This window comes from Spirosoma profusum (assembly GCF_014699005.1).
In the GTDB taxonomy this organism is placed as follows: Bacteria; Bacteroidota; Bacteroidia; order Cytophagales; family Spirosomataceae; genus Spirosoma; species Spirosoma profusum.
On the sequence record NZ_JACWZY010000011.1, the window covers coordinates 119,529 to 143,401 of the forward strand.

Here is a 23,873-nt window from a genome sequence, read left to right on the forward strand (position 1 = left end):
CATGACTATTGACTAACAACTAGTCTTGCAAAATTACGCCAAAACTTGCAGGTTTGGCCGAAGCTAGGGAAGTTTGTACTATGGAAGGTCCAGGCAAGTTGTATTACGGCATTAAAGAAGTAGCGGAGAAGTTCGGCATCAACGCGTCTAAACTCCGGTATTACGAGAAAGAATTTCCGACCCTTCAGCCGAAGAAAAACCGCGCCGGAGATCGGGTATACACCCAGGCCGACATCGACCAGCTAACCGAAATTCTGGATTTAATCGACCGGCAAAAATACACCCTTCCCGGTGCCCGCGAATTTCTGAAACAACGCGAAGCCCGTCGTCAGGAAGCCGCTCGCTACGTTGGTAAACTCCAGAAAATCAAATCATTTCTGGAACAGATGCGCGCCGATCTCGACAAACCCCAGGATGATTCTGGTGAAGAATCTGAATAGATTCCCTTCGGAATGTAACGCCAGATTTTGCTTCTTTTGCCCGTGCTACGTTCTCATTTCCACGGCTTTTTCTGATAGGTATAATCGGCCATTTAAGACTTTTAAGGGTACATAACAGGAACATCCTACTCCTTACCCTTATGAACCTAAATCTGAAAGCACAGGCCAATAATACTTTCGATGCCATTGTAGTTGGCTCGGGCGTGAGTGGTGGCTGGGCCGCTAAAGAACTTACGCAAAAAGGTCTCCGCGTATTGATGCTCGAACGGGGCCGTGATCTTCAGCACGTAACGGGTTATACTACCGCCCTGAAAGCGCCCTGGGAATTTGCCCATCGGGGACGTAACATTCTACCGACCGATAAAGAGCCCGTCGATTTTCGGGTTCGCCCGTACAACGAACAGGGCGGTGATTTTTCATTCGACGATCGGAACGCACCTTATAAAGAGATTCATCCATTTGCCTGGTATCGCCCTGACGTACTGGGTGGTAAGTCGATCATGTGGGGGCGGCAGAGTTACCGATTCAGCGAAATGGATTTTGAATCCAACGCCCGCGATGGCTTCGGTACCGACTGGCCGATCCGGTATAAAGACCTGGCTCCCTGGTACAGCTACGTCGAGCGGTTTGCGGGCATTTCGGGTGCCAAAGAGGGGTTGGCGCAGTTGCCTGATGGTGAATTTTTGCCACCCATGGATTTGAATTGTGTAGAGCAGCATGTCCGCGATCGACTGAAAACCAAAATGAATCGCGTGCTCACCATTGGCCGGACTGCCAATCTGTCGAAAGCTAATCCGGTGCATATGGATGTTGGCCGGGCTCCATGTCAGTATCGGAACAAGTGCGCGCAGGGTTGTCCGTATGGTGGGTATTTCAGTACGTTATCTGCTACGTTGCCAGCTGCTAGGAAAACCAATCGGCTAATTGTTCGACCGGATAGTATTGTTTCTGAGGTTTTGTATGATGAGAAAACAAAACGCGCCCAGGGTGTTCGAGTGATTGATTCCAAAACCCACCAAACGACGGAGTACTACGCCCGGATTATTTTCCTGAATGCGTCGGCGATGGCCACGAATTTTATTCTGATGAACTCGGTTTCGAATCGTTTTCCCAATGGGTTCGGGAACGATAGCGGTACGTTGGGCAAATACATCATGGATCACCATTTTCAGGCGGGAGCCAATGCACAGGCCGATGGGATGGGCTTCGACGATAAATATTACTACGGTCGGCGGGCTAATGGCATTTACATTCCCCGTTATCGTAATATTGGTACCGACAAACGGGAGTACCTGCGAGGTTTTGGTTATCAGGGTGGTGCGTCGCGGTCGGGCTGGCAGCGGCTTATTGCTGAAGCTGGATTCGGTACTGACCTGAAGGAAAAAGCGGGTCAACCCGGCCCCTGGAACATGGGTATCATGGGTTTCGCTGAATGCTTGCCCTACGAAGATAATAAGGTGACACTCAACAAGGAGCGACTCGACAAATGGGGATTACCGACGTTGATATTCGACGTAAAATTCCGCGAAAACGAGCATCTCATGCAGAAGGATATGATGAACGATGCCGCTGAAATGCTCGAGGCTGCCGGACTGAAAAACATCAGCACGTACAATAACCACTCCGTGCCGGGTCTTGCCGTTCACGAAACGGGCGGTGCTCGCATGGGTCGCGATCCAAAAACATCGATGCTTAATGCGCATAACCAGGTTTGGGAAGCTAAAAACGTATTCGTTACGGACGGGGCTTCTTTTGCCTCGGTAGCCTGCCAGAATCCTTCGCTAACGTTTATGGCCCTCACGGCCCGAGCCGCTGATTTTGCCGTCAACGAACTTAAAAAGCAGAATTTATAAGCTATCAGCGGATGACCAGTTGAAGGAATTTCGTCTCAACCAAATCCGCTGTCTAGTTTACCATTCATTACGCTTTTTGTGTCAACCGAAACCCAGCATCAAATTGCTCTTAGCCTGATTCCAGGCGTGGGAAGCATTCTTATTCGTCAACTGATTAGTTATTGTGGTTCGGCCACGGATGTCTTTCGATCGCCGTTGTCCCGGCTAGTTAAAATTCCGGGCATTGGCAACGTAACGGCTCGTGCCATTTTAAAAACCAGTACGTTATCCGAAGCCGAACATATCATCAAACAACTGGAAAAATTAGGTGCTACGTCCCTGTTTTATACCGACAAAGCGTATCCCAACCGCCTGAAAACGCTGTATGATGCACCGGCTATCCTCTATTTTCGCGGCTCCGGCGATCTGAATGCGATTCGTACGCTTGGCCTGGTCGGTACGCGGCAGGCTACCGATTACGGGCGACGTATCACGAGTGAAATTATTGAAGCCTTAGTTCCTTTCAACGTAACGATTAGTAGCGGGTTGGCTTATGGAATCGATATTGCCGCCCATCGTGCCAGTCTGACCAATAATTTGCCTACGATCGGCGTGATGGCTAGTGGCTTAGACATTATTTACCCGAACATCCATCAGAAAACTGCACAGGATATGCTCACGTTGGGGGGGCTGCTTACCGAAAGTCCGCCGGGTACCAAGCCTGATGCACATCTATTCCCGGCTCGTAATCGCATTATTGCCGGTCTGAGCGACGTAGTAGTGGTAGTCGAAGCAGCCGCAAAAGGCGGAGCACTCATTACGGCTGAATACGCTAATAATTACCATCGAGATGTATTTGCCGTACCTGGGAAACTAACACAAACGTTCTCAGCGGGTTGCAATAAACTTATTCGGGAGAATAAAGCGCAGATTTACACCAAACCGGGCGACATTATTGAAGCGCTCAATTGGGATAAGCCGGAAACGCATCCTTTAAAATCCATAAAACAATCTATTAATCAGCCAGCTTTACCAACAGATATTACCGACGAGGAGAGCCAGATTATTGCCCTACTACGTCCGGTAGCGGATTTGCACATCGATGAATTGAGCTGGCAAAGTCAGATTCCGATGGGGCGACTGGCTTCCCTCCTGCTCAATCTGGAATTCCGGGGATTTGTACGTTCGTTACCCGGAAAGAAATACGCCGTTGTGTACGTATGATTGTGGATAATTAGGGTAATTTCGAGGCAACGTAGGACCAATCCAATCGTAAACCAGATTATCAATTATGGGCAAAGGCGACCAAAAATCTCGGAAAGGGAAAATTTCAATGGGTTCGTACGGGAACACGCGTCCGCAAAAATCGGCTAAATCAACAGCAGGAAAACCAGTTGCGACTCCGGCTGCTACGTCGGAAAACGAAGGGGAAGCGTAATTAACGTGAATTATGGTTAACTGATTTTTGTCATCCTGACGCAGGAAGGATCTTAACATCTCCTTAGTAAGTGTTAGGAGACGTTAAGATCCTTCCTGCGTCAGGATGACAAAAAACTTCCTGTAAGAATCTGAAAATCAATCAATTTAGAGAAATAGTCAAAACTCGCGTTAATAAGGCATCAATAGTTCGGTTAGCTTTCTGGTGCTACGTCTTTCAATTGTTTTTCGTTTAGCTTTCGTTTGACAACATCTGCCGGATATTTCAGGGCCAGCTTTCGAATTTCGTAGGTAAACTCCGTGAACGTTTCTTCCCAAAGTTTTGCCTCTTCGGGAGTATACTCATGAAACCCCTTCGCATTCGCAATGCCTTTGCCACCTTCTCTGACAATCCGGTCGATGAGTTCGGGTACCTGCGTGCTGTTATTAAGCGTCGGGAGTAAGTCTTTCATCACCGTATGATAAGCCGGAACGCCCGTCAGGTCCATCCAGCGAAACACCCCGACCAACGTCATATAATACCCCGCGTTGTTGCGACACGACCGGTCAACGTCCTCAACCGTAGCATATCCCCCCTCGACCAAACTGATTGCCTCGCGATACATGGCGTACATCAGCCGATTGGTAATAAATCCGGCGATGTCTTTACGTACCAGAATCGGTTCTTTGCCCCACAGTGCCGACAATTCATACAAGTACTCACCAAGTGTTACGTCGCTCTGATCGCCACAGATGATTTCGAGAAAACGAGTTGTGTGCGCCGGTTCGGTCCAGTGCAGGCCGAAAAAACGCGCGGGACGCTGAATGAGTTTTTGCAACGTACTGATCGGAATCGCCGACGTATTGCTGGTTATCAGCGCATCCACCGATACCACAGCTTCTATTTTATTGAGTACCGTATCTTTTATCCCGATATTTTCGATGGTACATTCAATCACCAGTTGGCAGGGACGTAAAGAGTTATACTCTTCTGTAATGGTGAGGTTTTGCGTATAAAATTCGGGCTGTTGTTCAATGAGTCCGTTTGCCAGTGATTGAGCCAGGTGTTCGTCGATACGTTGACGGGCGTGCAACAAGTCATCCGGAATGGGCGCCAGAGCCACTACTGGATGTCCTGATATAAGCAGACACGTAGCAATACTACAGCCCATCAATCCTAAACCGACTACGCCTATTACAATTTCCTGCGGATTCATAGGTCCCATTTAATTGATGCTTTTTGATAACTTTCCTTTTTACGCTGAACTACGTAGCAATGACGATACGCTTTCCTGAACAAGAGATAGAAATGATGAGAAATTACTTTAAAAAAATTGCTTCCGGGGAAACCCAAAAGCAATCAGATGGCTTGCAGCATGATTCGCCTGAATGGACTACTATTTTTCTCTTGCTCCGAAAATTGCTTGCTTACGGTATTCACAACAACGTAGCGACTCTTCAAGGCACAAACTACGTAGCGTTGCAGTCCAAAACTCAGAAATCCAGAGACATGCTGGTGAATGTTCACGCGCACCTGGATGAATTTGAAAATTTATTGGCTACGTATTTAGTTAACCGCAAAGACCGCTAAGGTATTCGCAACGTTACGCGAAGCCCTCTGTGGCTCTTTGCGAATACCTTAGCGGTCTTTGCAGTTAAACTTTACTCCGTCAGAAGTGCTTTTTTCTCGGCGATGAGCCGCATTCGGTAGGCGTTCATGGCCGTTCGACCCAGTTGATTGACCAGCCGATAGTTGACAACGATACCAACGGCGGCACCGATGCCGGGTATGAGTTGAGCCATTTTTGCCAGATCAATGTAATCGCGGTATTCCTGCTGAAACGTGAGCCAGTCAAACTGGTTGATATCATCGGGAAGCTGGCGGCTGTGTTCGGGCCAGTTGGCAATATATTGGTACACCGTCTGCCGACGCTCCTGACTCGAAAAAGCCAGCTGAAATACGTAGAGAATATACACCCGTTCGCGGTAATCCTCAACCGAGTAACCATACAGGCTGGCAATCTCAAAAAGCATTTTCATTTTCAGGGTAAGCAATATCGGAAAGTCGGCCAGACTGAGCCAGAAACCACCCGCCCCCGTTACACCACCCTCGGCCGCACTGGTCTTTTTGTAAAATTCGATACGTCGGGCAACGGCAGCTTCCCGCTCGATGAACGTCATGGATTCGGCAGGTGGTCGGGTCAAAAATTTGGCTCCGAACAGCACGGCTCGGGTCATCTGTTTGATGGTAGCCGTAATGACGTCATGTACGCGTTTAGGAATAATGCGGTTGATGCGCCGTTGCAGCGACGAAGAGAGTCGCCCAAAGCCAGAGGGAGGCTTTTGCATGGCCTGCTGCCAGCGAATTAATTCGGCCTGAACGGATTTTTCGTATGCACTCATGTTAGAAAATGTCGGGAAAAAGTGATACCTTCATCGAATTAAAACGCCTGTAATTCTGTTTCTTTCACATATCCTCATAAAGCCTTACCGTAGCTTTTTGTCTGTATGAAGAATATTTTTTTGCTTCTGGTGGCTCTTGCCGTAGTTTATTTTGCCACCACCGGATCCAAAAGTACCCGTACCGTTGCAAAAGCCGTCCCGGCCACCTCTCTCAAAAAAAATATATCGGTCGGTCATCTCGCCGTATACGATCAACTGAATCTGGAACAGTCTGGTTTACAGAGAGACGTATTCGAATATGCGCTGCGTGGCTGGCAGAAAATGGACACCAGCAAGGCTATGCTGACTATCGTTGACCTCAGCCAGCCCTCCAACCACAAACGTCTGTATGTGGTCGATCTGTTCAATAAAAAATTACTTTTCAATACATACGTATCACACGGACGCAACTCCGGCGACCTGGTTCCGACTCAGTTTTCCAACACGCAGTCATCGTTTCAGAGCAGTTTAGGGTTTTATCAGACGCTTAATACGTACATGGGCCGTCATGGTCTGTCGCTGCAATTGAAAGGGCTGGAAAAAGGCTACAACGATAACGTCTATAACCGCAACATCGTACTGCACGGTGCTGATTACGTGTGTGAGGATTTCATTCGCAAAACGGGCCGTTTGGGTCGTAGCCAGGGTTGCCCGGCTGTTCCTTACGCCGATTCGAAGGCGATTATTCAGGCCGTAAAAGGCGGCTCCTGCCTGTTTGTTTATTCGCCAAATCCCAATTACCTGAAAGAATCGGCTTATTTAGCTTCTCCGTACACGTCTTTAAAAAACTTGAGTTTGCCAGCCGCATCAACGTCAGCAACGTTGTAGGTAATAAACACCGGAAAAGGTTTCGCAATAGGCAGGCTGCGTGGTTTCTGGTCGATCAGGCATTTGTTCATAAACTCATCATCAAAGGTTTCAGCGCCCAGCACCAGGTTGGCTAGTTCAACCGGTTTCTGCACGCGCACGCAGCCATGACTCCGCCAGCGATCTTTGGTGAGTGTAAACAGGTCGCGGCTGTTGGTATCGTGGAGGTAAATAGCCAGCGGATTGACCAATTCGAACTTCAATAAACCCAGCGAATTCTCGCAACCCGACGCCTGCCGAATCCGATACGGAAAATTCGTTTCTGAAACTTCATCCCAGTCAACCTTTTCGGGATCAACTTCGACACCTTTGTCGTTCAAAACCTGAAAGTTCTGGTTGTTCAAATAGGCCAAATCGCGTTTTATGTGGGGCAAAATTTCCTCCAGCGCAATATTCTGCGGTACGTTCCAGTATGGATACGCCACAATTGCCCGAATATAGGTAGTCATGCAGGGCGTTTTCCGGTCGGGTTTTCCCGTTATTACCTGCATCGGTAACAACCGTTTTCCGTTACGGTCAAAAACATTCAATTCACCGGCTGGAATGTTCACCATCACAAACCGGTCGGGGTCGAAGCGATTAACGTATCGGTAAAAGTTGAGCGTCTGCCGAATCAGACGTAGCGAATCGGCCACCGTCGGGTTGTTACGTCCTTTCTTTCGAAGCCGGTTATAGTGTCCAACCAGTTGAGTATAAGGCCTGAACGTAGTGAGGCTAATCAGCGGCTGAGTGGAACGTAGCGTTTTGACTTTGTCGGCCCAGGCCGAATCTACAGCCTCTTGCAAACCACTAAATTCCAGACGCGATGGTTTTTTGCCGTAGCGCGCTTCCAGCAGCAATTGCCGCATTGTTTCTTCGGTTTCCAGAGCCCCACGTTTCGAAGCGTTAACGTAGCGGCTGGTATCTATTCCGACTGAGTCGGCGTACTGGCAGACCTGATGAAACAGCAGCCGGGTTTGTCTGGCTTCGGCTTCGGCCTGTTTCTGTTTTTCCTTGCGCACCTGCTCAAGCCGGGCAGCTTCTTTGGTAGCCTCGCGCTTTCGAATCAGCCATTTTCCTAAAAAGATCAGGACAAACAGGCCCACCACGATAGCAGCCCCTATCACAATCTTTCGCTTATCAATATTGTCCATTAGTCGTTGTCGTGAATGAATTACTTCATCCGTATAACGTAGAAATTGAATGATTGGTTAAGCAAGGCCCTGACAGTCTCTGACTGTCAGAGTCACTCCAGCGACTAACTACATACCATCCGGCAACTCCGATAGCCATAGACTGTCGGGGTCTATATTGGCCATAAAAAAGGGCAACTCGTTGTGAGTCACCCTGATTACGTGCTTAGCTATACGCTGGTTTATCAATATCTGGTTTATCCGGATTGCGGTTCGGATGCGTCATACGCACATTGGCGCTCAGTTCGTCGCCGTCCATATATTCCTCTTCCAGTGCGTCGGGTGCCAGTTCTTCGGGGTCAATCTCGCTACCTATGCCACTGGTTCCTTCAACCGACTGATTGGCCAGTCCTGCTGGCGAAATGGCCTGTTTGGCTCTGATGATGTCTTCTTTATCTTGATTTTCCATAACGTTATTGCGCTGTTTTTATACAAACTTTAACCAGCCAGCGAACGTATTGTTTTATGTAAAATCAGTTCAATTAGTTAAAACGACGTAGCATAATTACGTCAACGAATAACCGTTATCTGGCCTCGATACGTAGTGAAGAGCGGTTCAGCGTTGGTACGTATCTGATACGTATAGACACCCGATGGAACAAACTCCTGATGATACGTCCCATCCCAGGCTTTGGCATAGCCTTTTGAGTAGAAAATCAACTCGCCCCAACGGTCGTAAATAAACACTTCGCACTGCGGAAACGACGTAGCATTGGGAATAATCCATTCGTCGTTCTGTCCATCGCCGTTGGGCGAAAACGCTGATGGAATATATAGTGGCTCAATCACTTCGACCTCTACCGCCAGGGTGGCCGAGCAACCTATCGCCGTAATCGCCGTCACTCGATACGGCGTCGTTACTTCCGGGCTGGCTACGGGACTTGCTACGTTGGCCTGACTAAGGGCAGCAGGCGGGTTCCAGACGTAGCGGCTGACGGGTTCGTTGACCTTCGTAACGAGCTGAACACTACGTCCTTTTACAATCCGATACGTCTCCTGCCCCGTCAGATTCAGTCCGCCCGACACCTCTACCTGTCTGTTTTTTTCAGCACGGCAGCCTTTGTCGGACGTATAGGTATACGTAATGGTATGATGCCCCGGTCCAGCCTGACTTGGGTCGAAACTAGCGCCGGAAACACCGGGGCCGGTGTAGACTCCGCCTGCTGGCTGGCCACGTAACGTAACCGTTCGGGTATAGCCAAAACAAAAAGACGGAATGGAATCAAGTTGCGCTACAGGTTGGGCATACTGAGTCAATGTCAGCGATTCGGAGCCAGCCGTACAACCCGTTGGCGCCGTCACAACCAGTCGATAAACACCCGGCTGATGGGCCACAAACCGGTCGGTCTGATTGGTCTGTCGAGTGTTGTTATACTGCCAGGCGAGGCTGTTTCCGGGAGATTCCGTGGCGGTAATCAGCACCGAATCGGTTGGGCAGAAAGCCAGTACGGGCGCACTGATTTTCGCTACAGGACGCGGATTAACCGTTATACTCAAGGTATCCTGACCTTCACAAACGGCTTGTGTCGGTTTGGCAAATACCTCATACTTTCCTGACTGATAAACCCGAAGTCGGGATTGAATTTCACCCGTCATATCTTTCCCATCGCGTTGCCAGCGATACACATAATTGGGCTGCCCCTGAGCCTGAAGTGTCAACGTATCACCGGTGCAGTACGGTTTTGTAGCCGACAGCGATAGTTTAACTGCTGGCGCCGTTACGAACGTAATTTTGATGCCCTGCGACGTAGTATCGTTGGCACAGGCATTGGCGCGGCTTTTCACAACGGTATACACACCTGAGTCACGCACCCGCAACGTATCGGACGTAGCCCCACTGATGTTATCGCCATCTTTCTGCCACTGATACGCCCAGGCCGAATTTTTCTCAACCGACAATACCAGCGGCTGGCTTCCACACCAGGCCATGTCAATTGCTCTCTTCCCATTAGCCGACACTACGGCCGCCGGTGGCGTATTTTTAGAGCAATCGACCACTGGTAACTGAAAATCCCGACGCACCAGGCCAATACGTTCTCCATTCCGGAACTCTTCGACCTGAACTGTAAATAGATACAATCCTTCCGTAGATGCCCTGATCGACAGCAAACCGGTATTGGGATTGACACTTAGAGGTGGCTTACCTGGAATGACGTTCGTCAGACTGTAACCCGTTCCCCAATTTATAGCCGGATAACTGGTCCGGGCTGTCTCTACGCCGAACGGGTTGTTTTTATTAGTATAGCCATTGAGGGGTGTTACGAGCGAATAACGCAACTGGTCGCCATCGGCATCAACGGCACTGGCATTGAATGTAAAGGGTTTGTTGATACAGATGTAATCGCCGTTGGGTAGCCGGAAATCGGGGGATGAATTGATGAAATTCCCGCCGTTTTTGACCATAGGCGGAAATTCAAGATAAAACGTCATGGCCACTCCATTAACAGTCGATGCCCGGACATTGGTCAGGCCATCGTTTCGGCAGCAACGCTCCCAAACGACATAATAACCGCCCGGATCGGTATACTGACTGACGTTGAACTGATACGTTGCGTAGTAGCGGGCTTCGGTGAAGCTAAGCTTACGGAACTCGGCACAGGCGAGATTATCGAATGTCAGTGGTACCTTTTCCTGTAAACTAATCTCGATACGGTCAATCAGGCGTGGGTTATTTTTCCGGTAAACCAGCATCGTAACGGTTGGGTCCTGATTTCCCGTACCGATCTGAGTTTCATCCCAATATTGATTCAGTTGTATCCTGAACAGTCCTGGGGTAGCCCCTACCGCCCGCATACTGATGTCGCCCCCAATGATATGAATAGCCCGTAGGTCGACCGATACCAGCAAACCAATTGCCAGAATCAGGTATACCAGAAATTCCTGGGGCTTGTTAACATCAACCGCTAGCATACTACCAAGGATGGATTACCAGACTAGTTCAGTAAGCGTTACAGAATTAAACTCTGAATATACTCAGATTTACAGGATGTATGGGTTGGTTACAGCAAATGACTTAGTATTCGGTTACGTAGTAACAGTACGTATGCAGCATGGAAACTGTTGCATTAAAACGAGTTATAAAGTTTTACCGCATGCGAAGCCAACTTTACAACCCTACAACTCTATAACTCTTATAGTTACTTAGAAAACACCCCGCGGGCAATGAGGTACGGAATCAGAATCCACAACAGGCCCTTGATCAGAAAAAACAGAAAGCCCACCCAGCCGACGCGCTTGAGCCAATATTTGAACCGCTCATTCATGCGGTAAAGATAACGATTTCTGAAGGTTACCTTTCACTACGTTGGCTCGCGTGTTCAGGAACGTAGTGAAATCTCAATTAACCGTACCAAAAGCAACTTTACCCCGATTGTTTTGAAAACCGGGTCCGCCGATGATGAACGTACCATTGGATAACCCAACTGACGAACCATTAAACGTATCGGATGTGCTATTATCGGTCACGCTTTGCTGCCGAATCCAGCTACTGCCGGAACGCTTGAATACGTAGGCAGCTCCCTGATACTGATTACTACCAATGGTTTTACTGGCAGCCCCGATGACTGCATAATCCCCTGATATTGAAACGCTTGTACCGAAGTCATCATTGGCCACACCGTCGTTGGCGGTAAGAAGCTGCTGATTCCAGGTACTACCAGTTCGTGCAAACACATAAGCCGCTCCCTGGGCAGAATTGCTATTAACAGTTTTATTAGCTGCGCCGACAATAGCATAATCGCCCGAAATGGCTACTGCGTTACCGAAGTGATCGTTAGCCGCCCCATCGTTAGCGACGAATCGCTGTTGCTGGGTCCAGGTGCCGCCCCCCCGCACAAACATATAGGCGGCTCCCTGATTAGTGTTAGGACTAATAGCTTTGCTGGGAGCCCCGACAATGGCATAATCGCCCGAGATGGCTACACAACTACCGAAATAATCCCCCCCTGTTCCATCGCTGGCGGTAAGTCGTTGCTGCTGGGTCCAGGTGATACCACTACGTGTAAACACATAGGCTACTCCCTGAGAAACGCCGAAAACAAATTTATTTTCGGCTCCGATGATGGCATTATCACCTGAAATAGCTACACTCCAGCCGAAATGGTCACTAGGGGCGCCGTCGTTGGCGGTAAGGCGCTGCTGTAGGTTCCAATTGTTGCCCGATCGCAGGAAAACGTAAGCGGCTCCCTGCGACGTGCTACTGTTAATGGTTTTAAAATGGGCCCCGACAATGGCATAATCGCCCGAAATGGCTACACTACGACCAAATAAATCACTGGCGGCTCCATCATTGGCCGTGAGTTGCTGCAGTTGGTTCCAGCTATTACCACTCCGCACGAATATGTAGGCAGCACCCTGCGAAAGTTTACCGCCAATGGTTTTGCCATTGGCCCCAATAATAGCATAATCGCCCGAGATGGCTACGCTTGTACCAAATTGATCATTCGTTGCTCCATCGGCGGCAGTGCGGCTGGCGGGGGCCAATAGATTAGGATCGGTGGTGAGCAAGGGTAACCAGTTCTGGCCATCGTAGAGATACATGGTGCTTTTATCAGAGTCGTATACAAAAGCGCCCGGTTGCGGGTTGGGTATTGCCTGACGCTGAGCACTGGTCAGACGAGGTGGGTAAAACGCTTTATTATTGGTCGGTGATTGTAGGTCCAGCACCGCTGAGGAATGTGGAGTGCCACTGATGCCAATCTGAGCAAATGAAGCAGGATGACTCAGCAGGAGCGATAAGAATAAAAAGATGTAAATAGTACGCGTCATTAATGTGTTGGTTTTGAGTTAATTACACCTTGAAGATACGTTTTCACCCTCTTTGGCTACGTTGGAGTGGTGCTTTTTTTACTGAATGGCAAAGTATACAGTTCAAACGCGTTCCAAATAAGAAAAACCAATACCGTTAAATAAGACAACTCCCTGATCTCCAGAAGTTATCGATAAATTATCGCCACTTAAACCTCTTCCAGATATGATGCTACGTCTTCTTACGCTACTGCTGAGCCTGTGTCTGGCTCCTTTCACTATATTGCTGGCTCAGATGGGTTTTAACCTGCCCACGAGTGTCCAGCCAGTCAATGATTTCGAATTCTATAGCCGCAATAATTTTGTGGTGAAGCAGAAATATCAGTTCACAACGGTAAACCCAGCGCTTAGCGTCAATAATCTCAGTTGTGCCACTATGCCAGCCAGTATATCTCCTCTGGCGGGTATTCTGAAAGACCCATCTGGCGATGGTCCTTACTCAGCCAATCAGAACTGCTTTCAAAATTTATCACTCGACGATGCTGTAATAGGCATTGAGATTACATTTGAGCAACTGGATACCGAAGCCAACGACGATAAAGTTGTCCTGAACACCGACATTACCAGCCTTACATTTTCCGGTACCAGCCTTCCTCCCACCACTACGTTCGCAGGAAAATATCTCACCGTAACCTTTTTATCAGATGGGGACGCAACCATCGGACAGGGATTTCGGCTGCGCTGGAGAGCCTTGGTTGGCGATAATCCACCATTAACACAACCCGTTGAAGTGGGCAATACACTCCGATTTAATACTGTCGACGGTTGGTTTAAGGCGGGCGGGCCCCGCAACGTAGTGAATGCACAGGCATCGGCTGCAATCGGTGAATACAACACCGTCTTTGGCCCGGTAAGTGCTGCTCTGGGAATCGACAACGTTATCAAAACAGGATCGTCAGCCGCCATTACGTTGGGCAATAGCAATACAGCGGCATCCGCCAATTCGATGGCAATTGGTTATAAGAACGTAAGTGAAAACCTGACATCGGTTGCCATAGGCAGCAGCAATTCCGCCCTATCAAATTCCAGCCTTGCGTTGGGGACAAACAATAGGTCTGATGATAGCCGTTCCGTCGCTATTGGATACCGGAACGTATCGCAGGGCGTTGAAGCAATAACTATGGGCTCCGCCAACACGGCTACAGCTGACCAGAGTGCCGTTATTGGCTGGAATAGCGCTGCTGGCGGTCAGTATACCATGGCAATGGGTCGGCGGGTATCAACCAATTCATTACAGGGTTCCTTTATTCTGGGCGACAATACCAGCACTACGGCAGTGACTACTACTACGAATTCGAATCAATTTACGGCTCGATTTACGGGAGGCTTCCGTATGATAACAGCCATCAATACGTCAGGCGTACCCACGGCAGGCGTCTCGCTAACGGCGGGTGGTACGTCCTGGGCAACCCTTTCCGACTCGTCCCGAAAAGAACTGTTTCTGCCCGTTGATGGCCCCGATTTGCTACGTAAAATTGGAGGAATGAAACTTACTACTTGGAATTACAAAGGCCAGCGGGGCATCCGGCATTACGGACCGATGGCGCAGGAGTTTTTCAGTTTGTTTGGGCGTGATGAACACGGTACAATTGGTACAGACAGATTGATAACTACACAGGATATTGAGGGCCTTACGCTAACGGCGGTACAGGCATTGGTACGTGAAAATGAGCAATTTAAAATCGAAAATGCTGGCTTAAAAAAACGTACCGAACGCCTTGAGCAACAGATTGTCCAACTCAGGAAAGAGCAGAAAAATCAGGAAGATTTTCTGGAAGCCCGGTTCCAGCGGCTGGAAAACAATCTCCCTAAATCACGCAAAACAGTTGCTACGTTGCCAATCGACCAGAAACGTAGTACGCTACGTCCGTAACGCTACGTTCAACTTAGTTTTTTCTACAAACGTAACGCCTGATTATCAAACGTATCATTCACACAATTCCTAAACGAATCCAGAAATGAATACATTACTACGTTACGCTCTGTTACTGAGTTTATTACTGGCTCCATGTACTACGTTGCTGGCTCAGATCGGTATCAATTCGCCAACGGGTGTAAAACCGACCAACGATTTCGAAGTGTATACCCGTGGTAACTTTTTTGTTCAGCAGAAATATCGTTACGTTACAACCGACCCCAATGCCAGCATTAACAACCTAAGTTGCGTTTCACCGTCAGCGAACCTGACAGCGCTGGCCGGGATTTTAAAAGATCCCAACGGCGATGCGAACTACACACCCGGACTTAGTTATTCCTGTATTCAGACAGTTTATTTGGGAAGTATCGATTCCCAAACCCTGGCCGGTGGAGTTATAATAGGCATTGAACTCACCGTCGAAGAATTCGGTACCGATTCTGATGATCGTCTGCTTATCCATAATTCAGATAACAAAAGCGTTATCTACCCGCTGTCGGGCAGTGACTGGGCTGGATTGAAACTGATTGTTACTGGGACTACTGCCAGGTTTTCGTTCATAACCGACAATGATGCAAATGCGGGTTCTGGGTTTCGGATAAAGTGGCGGGCGCTTATTCAGGAAAATTCGGATCCTAATGCATTTATTGTCAACGCGTTTGGAAGTGGATTTTCGTTCGATACGTACAGAAGTTCCTTCCGGGCGGGTATGCTTAACCAAAGTCAGACCGGGGAAGGATTTTTCACCTTTGCAGCCGGTTATCAAAATGAGGTTTCAGGGGCGAGTTCAGCAGCACTGGGGCATCAAAATGACGTAGATGGCACCTCGTCAGTCGCATTAGGCAGAGACAATTTTGTCAATAATTCCGCGTTCGCTGCCATCACGGCTGGAAGAAGCAATACGGCCATCGATGATTATTCCCTTTCAATGGGTGACAATAATCGAGCGGCTGGCGATGCTTCTCTGGCCCTGGGCAGGCAGAATTCTACATCGGCCGTGGGAGCCAGTTCCATTGGCTTGCAAAACCGGGCGCTTGGCGAAGCGGCTCTGGCACTTGGCGAATCTAATACGGCCATCTCGGCCAATGGTGTCGCCATTGGACTGAGTAACATCAGCCAGGGTATATCTGCGGTCACAATTGGTGAATCTAGCTCCGCGCTTGGGCAACGGTCGGTGGCGATGGGGTATAAAGCATCCACCAACAACTTTGCTGGCGCGTTTATTTTAGGCGACAACAGCACCACGACCATCACCAGTACAACAGCCAATCAGTACACAGCACGATTCACCGGCGGCTTCCGTATGGTTACTGCCGTCAATGGCTCAGGCGTACCCACGGCAGGCGTCTCGCTAACGGCGGGAGGTACGTCCTGGGCAACCCTTTCCGACTCGACCCGAAAAGAACTATTTCTCCCTATTGATGGACCCGATCTACTCCGGAAAATTAGTGGTATGAAACTCACTATGTGGAACTACAAAGGCCAGCGGGGCATCCGGCATTACGGACCGATGGCGCAGGAGTTTTTCAGTTTGTTTGGGCGTGATACGTATGGAACAGTCGGTTCAGATAAGCTGATAACCACGCAGGATATTGAGGGCCTTACGCTGACGGCGGTACAGGCATTAGCACGTGAAAATGAGCAACTAAAAGCCGAAATAAAAGCGTTAAAAACCGAACGTAGCACCCAGGCAAATCGAATTGCACAATCCGAAAAACGACTGGACGCCCTAGAATCGATCTTACTGGCGAAACGGCAACGTAGCGCTTACCGGGTAGCGCGATAAGTCAACATGAATAATGGATTAATTGGCCAGTTAACTAACTCTTTTACAGAACGTTGCTGACGCGCGGGACTTCGACAGGCTCAGCCTGACAAACCAGTTTGAGTCAACAAATTCAAGTATACTGTCAGGCTGAGCCTGTCGAAGCCCCGCGCGTCAGCAATACGTTAATTTATAGCCTGGCCAGGCTACAACTCAGCCGGAAAATCGGTTTAGTTTCTTTTGTAGAAGGTCCTTTTCGGCGGAAGCCGTAGTAAGGTCAATGGCTCGTTTATAATGGTTTTGGGCGAGTTCTATCTGATAATTCTGTTCGTATAAATCGCCCAAAATTGCGTGGTAATACTGCATGGTATACAACCCTGACAATGCCAAAGCTTCGGTAAGCGCCTGCTGGGGTCCATGTACGTTTGCGACCACTACCGTACGGTGCAGGGCAACAACCGGTGTAGCCGTTTGCTTCAACAATAAATCATAATACTGGAGAATGGTCAGCCAATCGGTGGCTTCATACGTAGCAGCAATGCAGTGCTGCATGGCAATACCAGCTTCGAAATGGTAATCGCTAAACTGCTCTCCTTCAGCCGACCGGTCCAGGTAGTATTGCCCTTTTTGAATAAGTTTCTGATTCCATCGACTCCGGTCCTGATCGGGTAGCAGTATAATAGCACCGTCCTTGTCGGTTCGGGCATCGAAACGAGCAGCCTGAAAACAGAACAACGCCAGCAGTGCATCCACAACTGGGAATTTAGTACGTGGGGTTTGGGTCAACAACAGGCAAAGTCGCATGGCTTCTTCGCACAAATCCCGCCGAATAAGTTGGTCGGACTGCGACGAATTGTAGCCTTCGTTGAAAAGTAGATAAATGACTCTCAATACGTTATCCAATCGACCAACGAGCTGATTTCCGGCGGGCACTTCGAGTTGTATGGCTTCCTGCCTGATTTTTTCTTTTGCCCGATAAATACGTTTAGCGATGGTTTCGTCGGTCGTCAGAAAAGCGCTGGCAATCTCCCGAACGCTCAGGCCGCACAGAATTTTCAGGCACATCGCCATCTGCGACTCGACCCCAATAGCCGGGTGACAGATGGCAAACAGCATCTGTAACTGACTGTCGGTGAGATCATCGTCGAAAAACACGGGCTGATTCATGGCTTCTGTGGCTTCCTGCTGAAGCAGGTAGTCAACATCCGGGCTAATTTGCCGGAATCGATTTTCGCGCCGTACTACGTCCAGTGCCTTGTTTTTGGCGATCCGATACAACCAGGCGCTTGGGTTATCGGGAATTCCCTGAAAGGACCAGCTACGTAGCGCCTGCATCATGGTATCCTGCACGACGTCCTCCGCCAGATCGACTCGGTCGAAACCCAGCATACAGGTCAGCACAGACACGATACGTCCGGCCTCGTGACGAAACAGGTGGTCAACCAACTGACTTGAATCGGAAGGCGGCATTACAGTAAAAAGGCGATGATTGCGTACGACAACGTATTGCCTAAACCATGCGCCATCCAGCCTGGAATGATGCTGCCATTGGCGAATTTTTCCTTGATGTAACCAATTAGCCAGCCGGCGAATCCCGAAAAGAGAAAGAAGAAAACCAGCGTAAACGGCGACGATTTGACAATCAGCCAGAATAAAAGCAGGTGTACTAAGCCAAAGATTACCGCCTGTGCTACGTTACCTACGTTAAATCCAAGACTGGCTATCAGCCGTTTGGCAATAAATCCCCGAAAGAAAATCTCTTCCGAAAGCGACGTTTTAATCAGCGCGATTAGTAACAACGTAGTAACCGACTCGACCGAAAAACCCATCTGACGAAGTTGCCCCGTAACGCTTTTGGGAGACGTAACGGCCTGTCGGATACCGTCGTCCAAAAAGGCAAAGCCGACGCCAACCGCCAGAAACAACAGCAACGTAGCAAACGTGTACTGCATGGATTTTCGGGTCGGGTTATAGAAACCAATGTATTGCCCAAAAGTGATTTGTTTGTTACGTCGGAATAGAAAAAACAAAAACGGAATCAATGTAAACAATGCTACCTGAAGCACCGCCGAAATGGCTTGATTGATCAATGTCGCCATGCTGCCAACAACGTTTAGAACTTCCCAACAAACGTACTGTGAATCACAATTTACGGATTATGCACCAAGCACACCAGTAATCCACAAATAGTTAATGAGTGGTTTAAACGTAATTGTCTTTGTCATGCTGAGGCACGTCCGGTTCATAGCAGAACCGTGTCCTCATCCACCATGAATGAGGACACGGTTACCGTTTTACTCGAAGTTGATAATAGGCCGAACCTCAACAGTGCCGTCCATATCGAACATAGGGCATCCTTTTGCCAGTTCAACGGCTTCGTCCAGGCTGGCCGCTGTCAGGAGCATATAGCCGCCAACAATCTCTTTTCCCTCGGTAAATGGCCCGTCTGTGACCACCTGCCCTCCTTTCTTCATGACTTTACCGACGGGTGCCAGCGCATCAGTACCTAGCATTTTGCCTTGTGCCGCCAGTCCGCCAATCCAGTTGTTCCACTTCTGAATTTCGGCCTGAATGGCTTCTGGAGATTGCTCAATATAAGCCAATTCCTGCGAATAAGGGGAGTAAAAAACGAGCATGAACTTGTCCATTGTACTTGATTAGTTAGGGTGATTAATTGGTTTTCGTCACTAAGACGAATGAGAATGCCCAAATCGGACACGCATCTGAAAAAAATTCAAAAATTTTCTGAGTCGTTTTTGTCATACTGACGAAGGAAGCATCTTAGGGTACCCTTGACCTCATGTATTGAGACCTTAAATGCTTCCTTCGTCAGCATGACAAAAAAAACTTACTCGAAACGTTAAACAACTTCCGAGTAAAAACATCGCTGTACTCGCATTTTGTATTTGAATTGTACCATCATTCAGCAGAACAATTCAGGTTTAACCCATACCCGTATGCGACCATGAGCTTTACAAAAACCATCCTTTTTTCCGGTCTGTGGGCGGTTTATAGCTTTTCTCTACGTCCGGTTGCGGTTTGCCAGTCTGAGCTACAGACCTTTAGTCATCTCTCGGTTGAGGAGGGTTTGTCGCAAAGCAGTGTGTATGCCATTACGCAGGACACCAAAGGCTTTATGTGGTTCGGCACCCGCGACGGACTGAATCGATTTGATTCACACCGGGTTGCGGTTTACAATACACAGGGCAGCAAAAAAAATAGCCTTCCATCCAATACGATCAACGGTTTACTGGTCGATAAGCGGGGTCAGTTATGGGTCGGCACCAGCAGAGGGCTAACCAGATATAGACCGCTACAGGATGATTTCGAGCGGATTTCGTTCGCAGACAGCCGAGTTGCTACGTTGCCTGATTCCAATATTACCAGCCTTTTCGAAGATCACCAGCAACAGCTCTGGGTCGGTACGTTGCACGGACTCTATCGGCTACACCCGAAAAATCCTAATCAGTATCAACCCATCAAAACGCTGACGAAAAACCCGCTTGACCTATCGAAAGCGTATATCCGAACAATTTATCAGGACCGGGAACATACTCTTTGGGTCGGTACGTCGGCTGGCTTAACCAGACTTCGGCCGATGAAATCCGGCCAGTTTCAGCTAACTAATTATTTTCTGGCTCCTGCCGATTCGATTTACCACGATGTCTCGAACGGCGTCAATGCCATTGCCGAAGACCAATCCGGACGGTTGTGGGTCGGTACCGAACGTAAAGGCATTGCTATATTCGATAAGCGGACAGGGCACGTTGTTTCGTGGCATCCTGCGGCTGGACTGGATTTAAGTATGCAGACCGTACGGACCATTCAGCCTGACGGAAAAGGGAGTTTTTGGGTCGGTACCATGTCGGGGCTGTACATTATCGCACAGGACGGCAACCGGTTCAAAACGTTGACCAATCAGCCCGCTGACCCTGGCTCACTGAGCGACAATTCGATACGTTCACTTTTTCAGGACCGGGACGGTTCCTTCTGGGTCGGTACGTATTATGGTGGGGTGGATATGTACAGTCCACTGGCCCGGCAGTTTGGTTCGTTTCGCCCGCTTGATCGATTGGGGGGAATGCCCTTTAAAATTGCCAGTTCCATTCTGCCAGCACAAAATCCACGTCAATTATGGCTGGGGACGGAGGATAAGGGCCTACTTTTGGTCAACAATAATCAGACGATTGCCCGGCACTTCAAACACGACCCTAAAAATGCGCAGTCGCTGTCGAACGATAAGGTGAAATGCCTGCTGGCTGATGGCACAAAAGGCTTGTGGATTGGCACGATTAAGGGGCTAAATTACCTGGATGTGCGTCGGCAGGTCATTACGCAATTCCTGCACGAACCGACAAACCCGCGCTCACTGCCGAATGACCGTATTTATGATCTCAAACGGGATAAACAGGGAACGTTATGGGTTGCAATCAATCAGGGCGGCCTTTGCCGATATGATCCGATTACGCGCTCATTTGTGTCGTTGGTTCATCAGGCTTCGCAAAAAACTTCTCTCAGTGCCAACAGTATTACTACGTTACTGATCGACAGTCAGGGTGCTTTATGGGTGGGGACTATGGGTGGGCTAAACCGAAAAATGGATGGCAAAGACGAATTTATCCGGTTTATCCACCGTGATGACGATGCTACGTCCATCAGCAGCAATCACATCAGTTGTTTTTTTGAAGATCAGTACCATCGGCTCTGGATTGGTACTCGGGATAATGGTCTGAACCTGCTGCTTCCCGATGGGCGTACGTTTAAACACATCACCAGCAAACAAGGTCTGCCCAGCAATTCGGTCATGGGTATTCAGGAAGATAGCCGGGGCTGGTTATGGATCAGTACCGACAAAGGGCTGGTCCAGTTCGATCCACAGCAGGAATCCTTCATTCGGTATAATAAAAATGATGGGTTGATCTGCAAAGAATTCACCCCAAATTCGACGTATCAGGATACACGTGGGTACCTGTATTTCGGTGGCTATAACGGCATCGTTCGTTTTCACCCGGACAGTATTCGCCGGAACAACAAAGCTCCTTTGCTGGCTTTCACGCAGTTACGTTTGTTTAACGAGCAGGTCACGAATCTTCCGTCTGGTCAAAGCCCGGTTGTGTTCGACGATAAGCAGGGACTCACGTTCACGCACCGCCAGAACGTATTTTCGCTGGATTTTGCTGCGTTTAACTTCATCAACTCGGCCAAAAACCGCTACGCTTATAAGCTTTTAGGCTTTGATAACGACTGGAATTACGTCAGTGAACCCAGAGCCTTGTACATGAATCTGGAACCCGGAGACTACGTATTGCAGGTAAAGGGCGCCAATAACGATGAGGTGTGGGCCAGGAAGCCACTGGAACTGGTGATTACGGTGCTGCCCCCCTTCTGGAAAACGTACTGGGCTTACGCTTTGTACGTAGTAATTTTTGTGATTTTACTACGTCTCTGGTCGGGCTTTAATCGAAGTCGGATGCGGCTTGCTCACGAGTTGGAAGTCGAACATCTGGAGAAAAACAGGCAACAGGAACTCCATCAGACAAAGCTGAATTTCTTTACGGAGATTGCTCACGAGATTCGTACACCGTTAACACTGGTAATCGGGCCGCTCGAAACCCTGACCGAACGCTACGTCGATGAGCCGTTTATTCAGAAGCAGGTCGCCGTGATGCGCAACAGTACCGACCGCCTGCTACGTTTACTGAATCAACTGCTGGATTTTAGAAAACATGAGACGGGTAATGTTCAGCTACATCGACAGCAGACAGACGTAGTGGTTTTCCTACGTACCATCACCGACTCTTTTCTGGATTATGCCCGGTCGCGCCAGATTACGCTGACGAATGAATCGGAGGTTGCTACGTTATTCGCCTGGATCGATGCCGGGGAAATGGAGAAAGTGATTTATAATCTCTTGCTGAATGCGTTCAAGTTTACTCCGGCTGGCAGCACCATTTCGGTACGTCTGCAACAGGATTTTACTAGCAATGGTATTGAGAAAGCCATTATCATCATTGAAGATGCGGGCGTGGGAATTCCAGCCGGTGATTTAGACCACATTTTCAACCGATTTTATCAGGTCAATCAGGCCAAAACACGCGATTCCGGATTTGGGCTTGGTTTGGCCCTCAGCAAAAGCATCGTTGAGCAACACAATGGGCAAATCACGGTAGAAAGTCAGGAGGCCGAGCGGGATAAATTGGGCTTTACGCGCTTCACCATTACACTCCCGCTGCTGAGCAATACTTCTGATTCGATGCCTCCCTCAGCCCAATCGACGGTCCTTACTACGTTGCCGTCTTTGGTAACGGAAACGGCGTTTGAGTCAACAGATGATACGTTGCTGGAAACACAGGTTAGCACGATCGCGGATAAACCGCTGCTGATGATTGTAGAAGATCAGGCAGATATTCGCGTCTACATTCGGGAGTTGTTTTCACGAACGTACCAGATTATTGAGGCTCAAGATGGTCTGGAGGCCTGGGAAAAGGCTTCGCAACTGTTGCCCGATATCATTATTACCGATGTGGCGATGCCGTTTATGGATGGGTTAGCCCTGACACAGCGCCTAAAGTCGGATGAACGTACCAGTCATATTCCGGTGATTTTGCTCACGGCCAAAGATACCGTGGATAACCAGTTAGCAGGTCTGGAAATCAGGGCCGATGACTACGTAGCGAAACCGTTTCACCCTATGCTGCTTCAGGCTCGCGTAAGGAATTTGCTTCGGCTACGTCAGCAGTTAAAAGCGAAGTATCACCGAATCGTTTCCCTACAACCTGAAGCCCCAGAACTGGATCACCCCGACGAAAAATTCCTCCGGCAACTGATGACCTTACTGAATTCACACCTTTCCGACGCTGATTTCAACGTAACGAGCCTGGTTAGCGAAATGGGTATGAGTCGGCCGGTTCTGTTTCGGAAAGTAAAAATGCTGACGGGTTTATCGGTTATTGATCTGCTACGTACTACGCGGCTCAAGAAGGCGGAACTGTTGTTAAAACAGAAAAAAATGAGCGTGGCCGAAGTTGCTTTTTCCGTTGGCTATAACGATCCTAAATATTTCAGCCGTGCCTTCCGCGCTCAATTTGGTCAAACGCCTACGGAGTATATTCATCAACTGGCAGAGTCGGTTTAATGGCTGGGACGCAGAGATACACAGAGATTTATCTGGAATTTCTCTGTGTATCTCCGTGTGTCTCTGTGCATCTCTGCGTTACA

General features: G+C 48.8%; 19 protein-coding genes. 9 read left to right on the forward strand and 10 right to left on the reverse strand.

All coding sequences use genetic code 11. From position 1 onward, the window contains the following. Window positions 1–80 precede the first annotated feature (80 nt). The 4 genes from IC229_RS14880 to IC229_RS14895 all read left to right on the forward strand — a co-directional run bounded on the left by IC229_RS14880 (window position 81) and on the right by IC229_RS14895 (window position 3,710). The gene (locus tag IC229_RS14880; RefSeq protein WP_190887782.1) at window positions 81–440 is read left to right on the forward strand and encodes a MerR family transcriptional regulator; all 360 of its coding nucleotides are present in this window, start codon (window positions 81–83) and stop codon (window positions 438–440) included. A gap of 140 nt (window positions 441–580) precedes the next feature. Continuing rightward, window positions 581–2,293 carry a GMC oxidoreductase gene (locus tag IC229_RS14885; protein ID WP_190887783.1) on the forward strand — a complete coding sequence of 571 codons (1,713 nt, stop codon included), beginning with the start codon at window positions 581–583 and terminating at the stop codon, window positions 2,291–2,293. Between the two features lie 78 nt (window positions 2,294–2,371). Beyond that, window positions 2,372–3,496: a DNA-processing protein DprA gene (gene dprA / locus IC229_RS14890; protein ID WP_190887784.1), complete on the forward strand. Its 1,125-nt coding sequence runs from the start codon at window positions 2,372–2,374 to the stop codon at window positions 3,494–3,496. 67 nt (window positions 3,497–3,563) lie between these two features. Continuing rightward, window positions 3,564–3,710, forward strand: coding sequence for a 30S ribosomal protein THX (locus tag IC229_RS14895; RefSeq protein ID WP_190887785.1), 147 nt, complete (start codon window positions 3,564–3,566; stop codon window positions 3,708–3,710). A gap of 193 nt (window positions 3,711–3,903) precedes the next feature. On the opposite strand, the gene IC229_RS14900 is transcribed toward IC229_RS14895, so the two are convergent. Beyond that, the gene (locus IC229_RS14900; RefSeq protein ID WP_190887786.1) at window positions 3,904–4,905 is read right to left on the reverse strand and encodes a 3-hydroxyacyl-CoA dehydrogenase family protein; all 1,002 of its coding nucleotides are present in this window, start codon (window positions 4,903–4,905) and stop codon (window positions 3,904–3,906) included. Between the two features lie 23 nt (window positions 4,906–4,928). Between IC229_RS14900 and IC229_RS14905 the strand changes: the two genes are divergently transcribed. Beyond that, on the forward strand, window positions 4,929–5,279 hold the full coding sequence (locus IC229_RS14905; RefSeq protein ID WP_190887787.1) for a hypothetical protein: 351 nt from the start codon (window positions 4,929–4,931) through the stop codon (window positions 5,277–5,279). Window positions 5,280–5,350: 71 nt separating this feature from the next. On the opposite strand, the gene IC229_RS14910 is transcribed toward IC229_RS14905, so the two are convergent. After that, entirely contained in the window at window positions 5,351–6,091 is a 741-nt protein-coding gene (locus IC229_RS14910) for an EcsC family protein (protein ID WP_190887788.1), read from the reverse strand. A gap of 105 nt (window positions 6,092–6,196) precedes the next feature. Here IC229_RS14910 and IC229_RS14915 point away from each other — a divergent pair, with 105 nt between their 5' ends. Beyond that, window positions 6,197–6,958 (forward strand): murein L,D-transpeptidase catalytic domain family protein, encoded by a 762-nt coding sequence (locus IC229_RS14915; protein ID WP_190887789.1) that lies wholly within the window; start codon window positions 6,197–6,199, stop codon window positions 6,956–6,958. Here IC229_RS14915 and IC229_RS14920 read toward each other — a convergent pair. From IC229_RS14920 to IC229_RS14935, 5 genes are all read right to left on the reverse strand, one after another. Next, window positions 6,886–8,130 (reverse strand): L,D-transpeptidase family protein, encoded by a 1,245-nt coding sequence (locus tag IC229_RS14920; protein WP_190887790.1) that lies wholly within the window; start codon window positions 8,128–8,130, stop codon window positions 6,886–6,888. The genes IC229_RS14915 and IC229_RS14920 overlap by 73 nt on opposite strands. Before the next feature lie 205 nt (window positions 8,131–8,335). Then, window positions 8,336–8,578: a hypothetical protein gene (locus IC229_RS14925; RefSeq protein WP_190887791.1), complete on the reverse strand. Its 243-nt coding sequence runs from the start codon at window positions 8,576–8,578 to the stop codon at window positions 8,336–8,338. Window positions 8,579–8,679: 101 nt separating this feature from the next. Then, window positions 8,680–11,079: a T9SS type B sorting domain-containing protein gene (locus tag IC229_RS14930; protein WP_223834002.1), complete on the reverse strand. Its 2,400-nt coding sequence runs from the start codon at window positions 11,077–11,079 to the stop codon at window positions 8,680–8,682. Between the two features lie 227 nt (window positions 11,080–11,306). Then, window positions 11,307–11,432, reverse strand: coding sequence for a hypothetical protein (locus IC229_RS35730; protein WP_262893390.1), 126 nt, complete (start codon window positions 11,430–11,432; stop codon window positions 11,307–11,309). Between the two features lie 73 nt (window positions 11,433–11,505). Continuing rightward, a complete protein-coding gene (locus IC229_RS14935; RefSeq protein WP_190887792.1) occupies window positions 11,506–12,936 on the reverse strand; it encodes an FG-GAP repeat protein in 1,431 nt (476 codons plus the stop codon). A 205-nt stretch (window positions 12,937–13,141) separates the two neighbouring features. On the opposite strand from IC229_RS14935, the gene IC229_RS14940 reads away from it, so the two are divergent. Both IC229_RS14940 and IC229_RS14945 read left to right on the forward strand, forming a co-directional pair. After that, window positions 13,142–14,848: a tail fiber domain-containing protein gene (locus tag IC229_RS14940; RefSeq protein WP_190887793.1), complete on the forward strand. Its 1,707-nt coding sequence runs from the start codon at window positions 13,142–13,144 to the stop codon at window positions 14,846–14,848. An 85-nt stretch (window positions 14,849–14,933) separates the two neighbouring features. Beyond that, window positions 14,934–16,676 carry a tail fiber domain-containing protein gene (locus IC229_RS14945; protein ID WP_190887794.1) on the forward strand — a complete coding sequence of 581 codons (1,743 nt, stop codon included), beginning with the start codon at window positions 14,934–14,936 and terminating at the stop codon, window positions 16,674–16,676. A gap of 192 nt (window positions 16,677–16,868) precedes the next feature. On the opposite strand, the gene IC229_RS14950 is transcribed toward IC229_RS14945, so the two are convergent. The 3 genes from IC229_RS14950 to IC229_RS14960 form a co-directional block, all read right to left on the reverse strand. Beyond that, complete coding sequence (locus tag IC229_RS14950; protein ID WP_190887795.1) at window positions 16,869–18,125, reverse strand: RNA polymerase sigma factor; 1,257 nt, start codon at window positions 18,123–18,125, stop codon at window positions 16,869–16,871. After that, entirely contained in the window at window positions 18,125–18,754 is a 630-nt protein-coding gene (locus IC229_RS14955; RefSeq protein ID WP_190887796.1) for a CPBP family intramembrane glutamic endopeptidase, read from the reverse strand. Before IC229_RS14955 ends, IC229_RS14950 begins: the two co-directional genes overlap by 1 nt. Before the next feature lie 195 nt (window positions 18,755–18,949). Further along, complete coding sequence (locus IC229_RS14960) at window positions 18,950–19,303, reverse strand: YciI family protein (RefSeq protein ID WP_190887797.1); 354 nt, start codon at window positions 19,301–19,303, stop codon at window positions 18,950–18,952. Window positions 19,304–19,620: 317 nt separating this feature from the next. Between IC229_RS14960 and IC229_RS14965 the strand changes: the two genes are divergently transcribed. Next, window positions 19,621–23,790 carry a hybrid sensor histidine kinase/response regulator transcription factor gene (locus tag IC229_RS14965; protein ID WP_190887798.1) on the forward strand — a complete coding sequence of 1,390 codons (4,170 nt, stop codon included), beginning with the start codon at window positions 19,621–19,623 and terminating at the stop codon, window positions 23,788–23,790. Window positions 23,791–23,873: the final 83 nt, after the last annotated feature.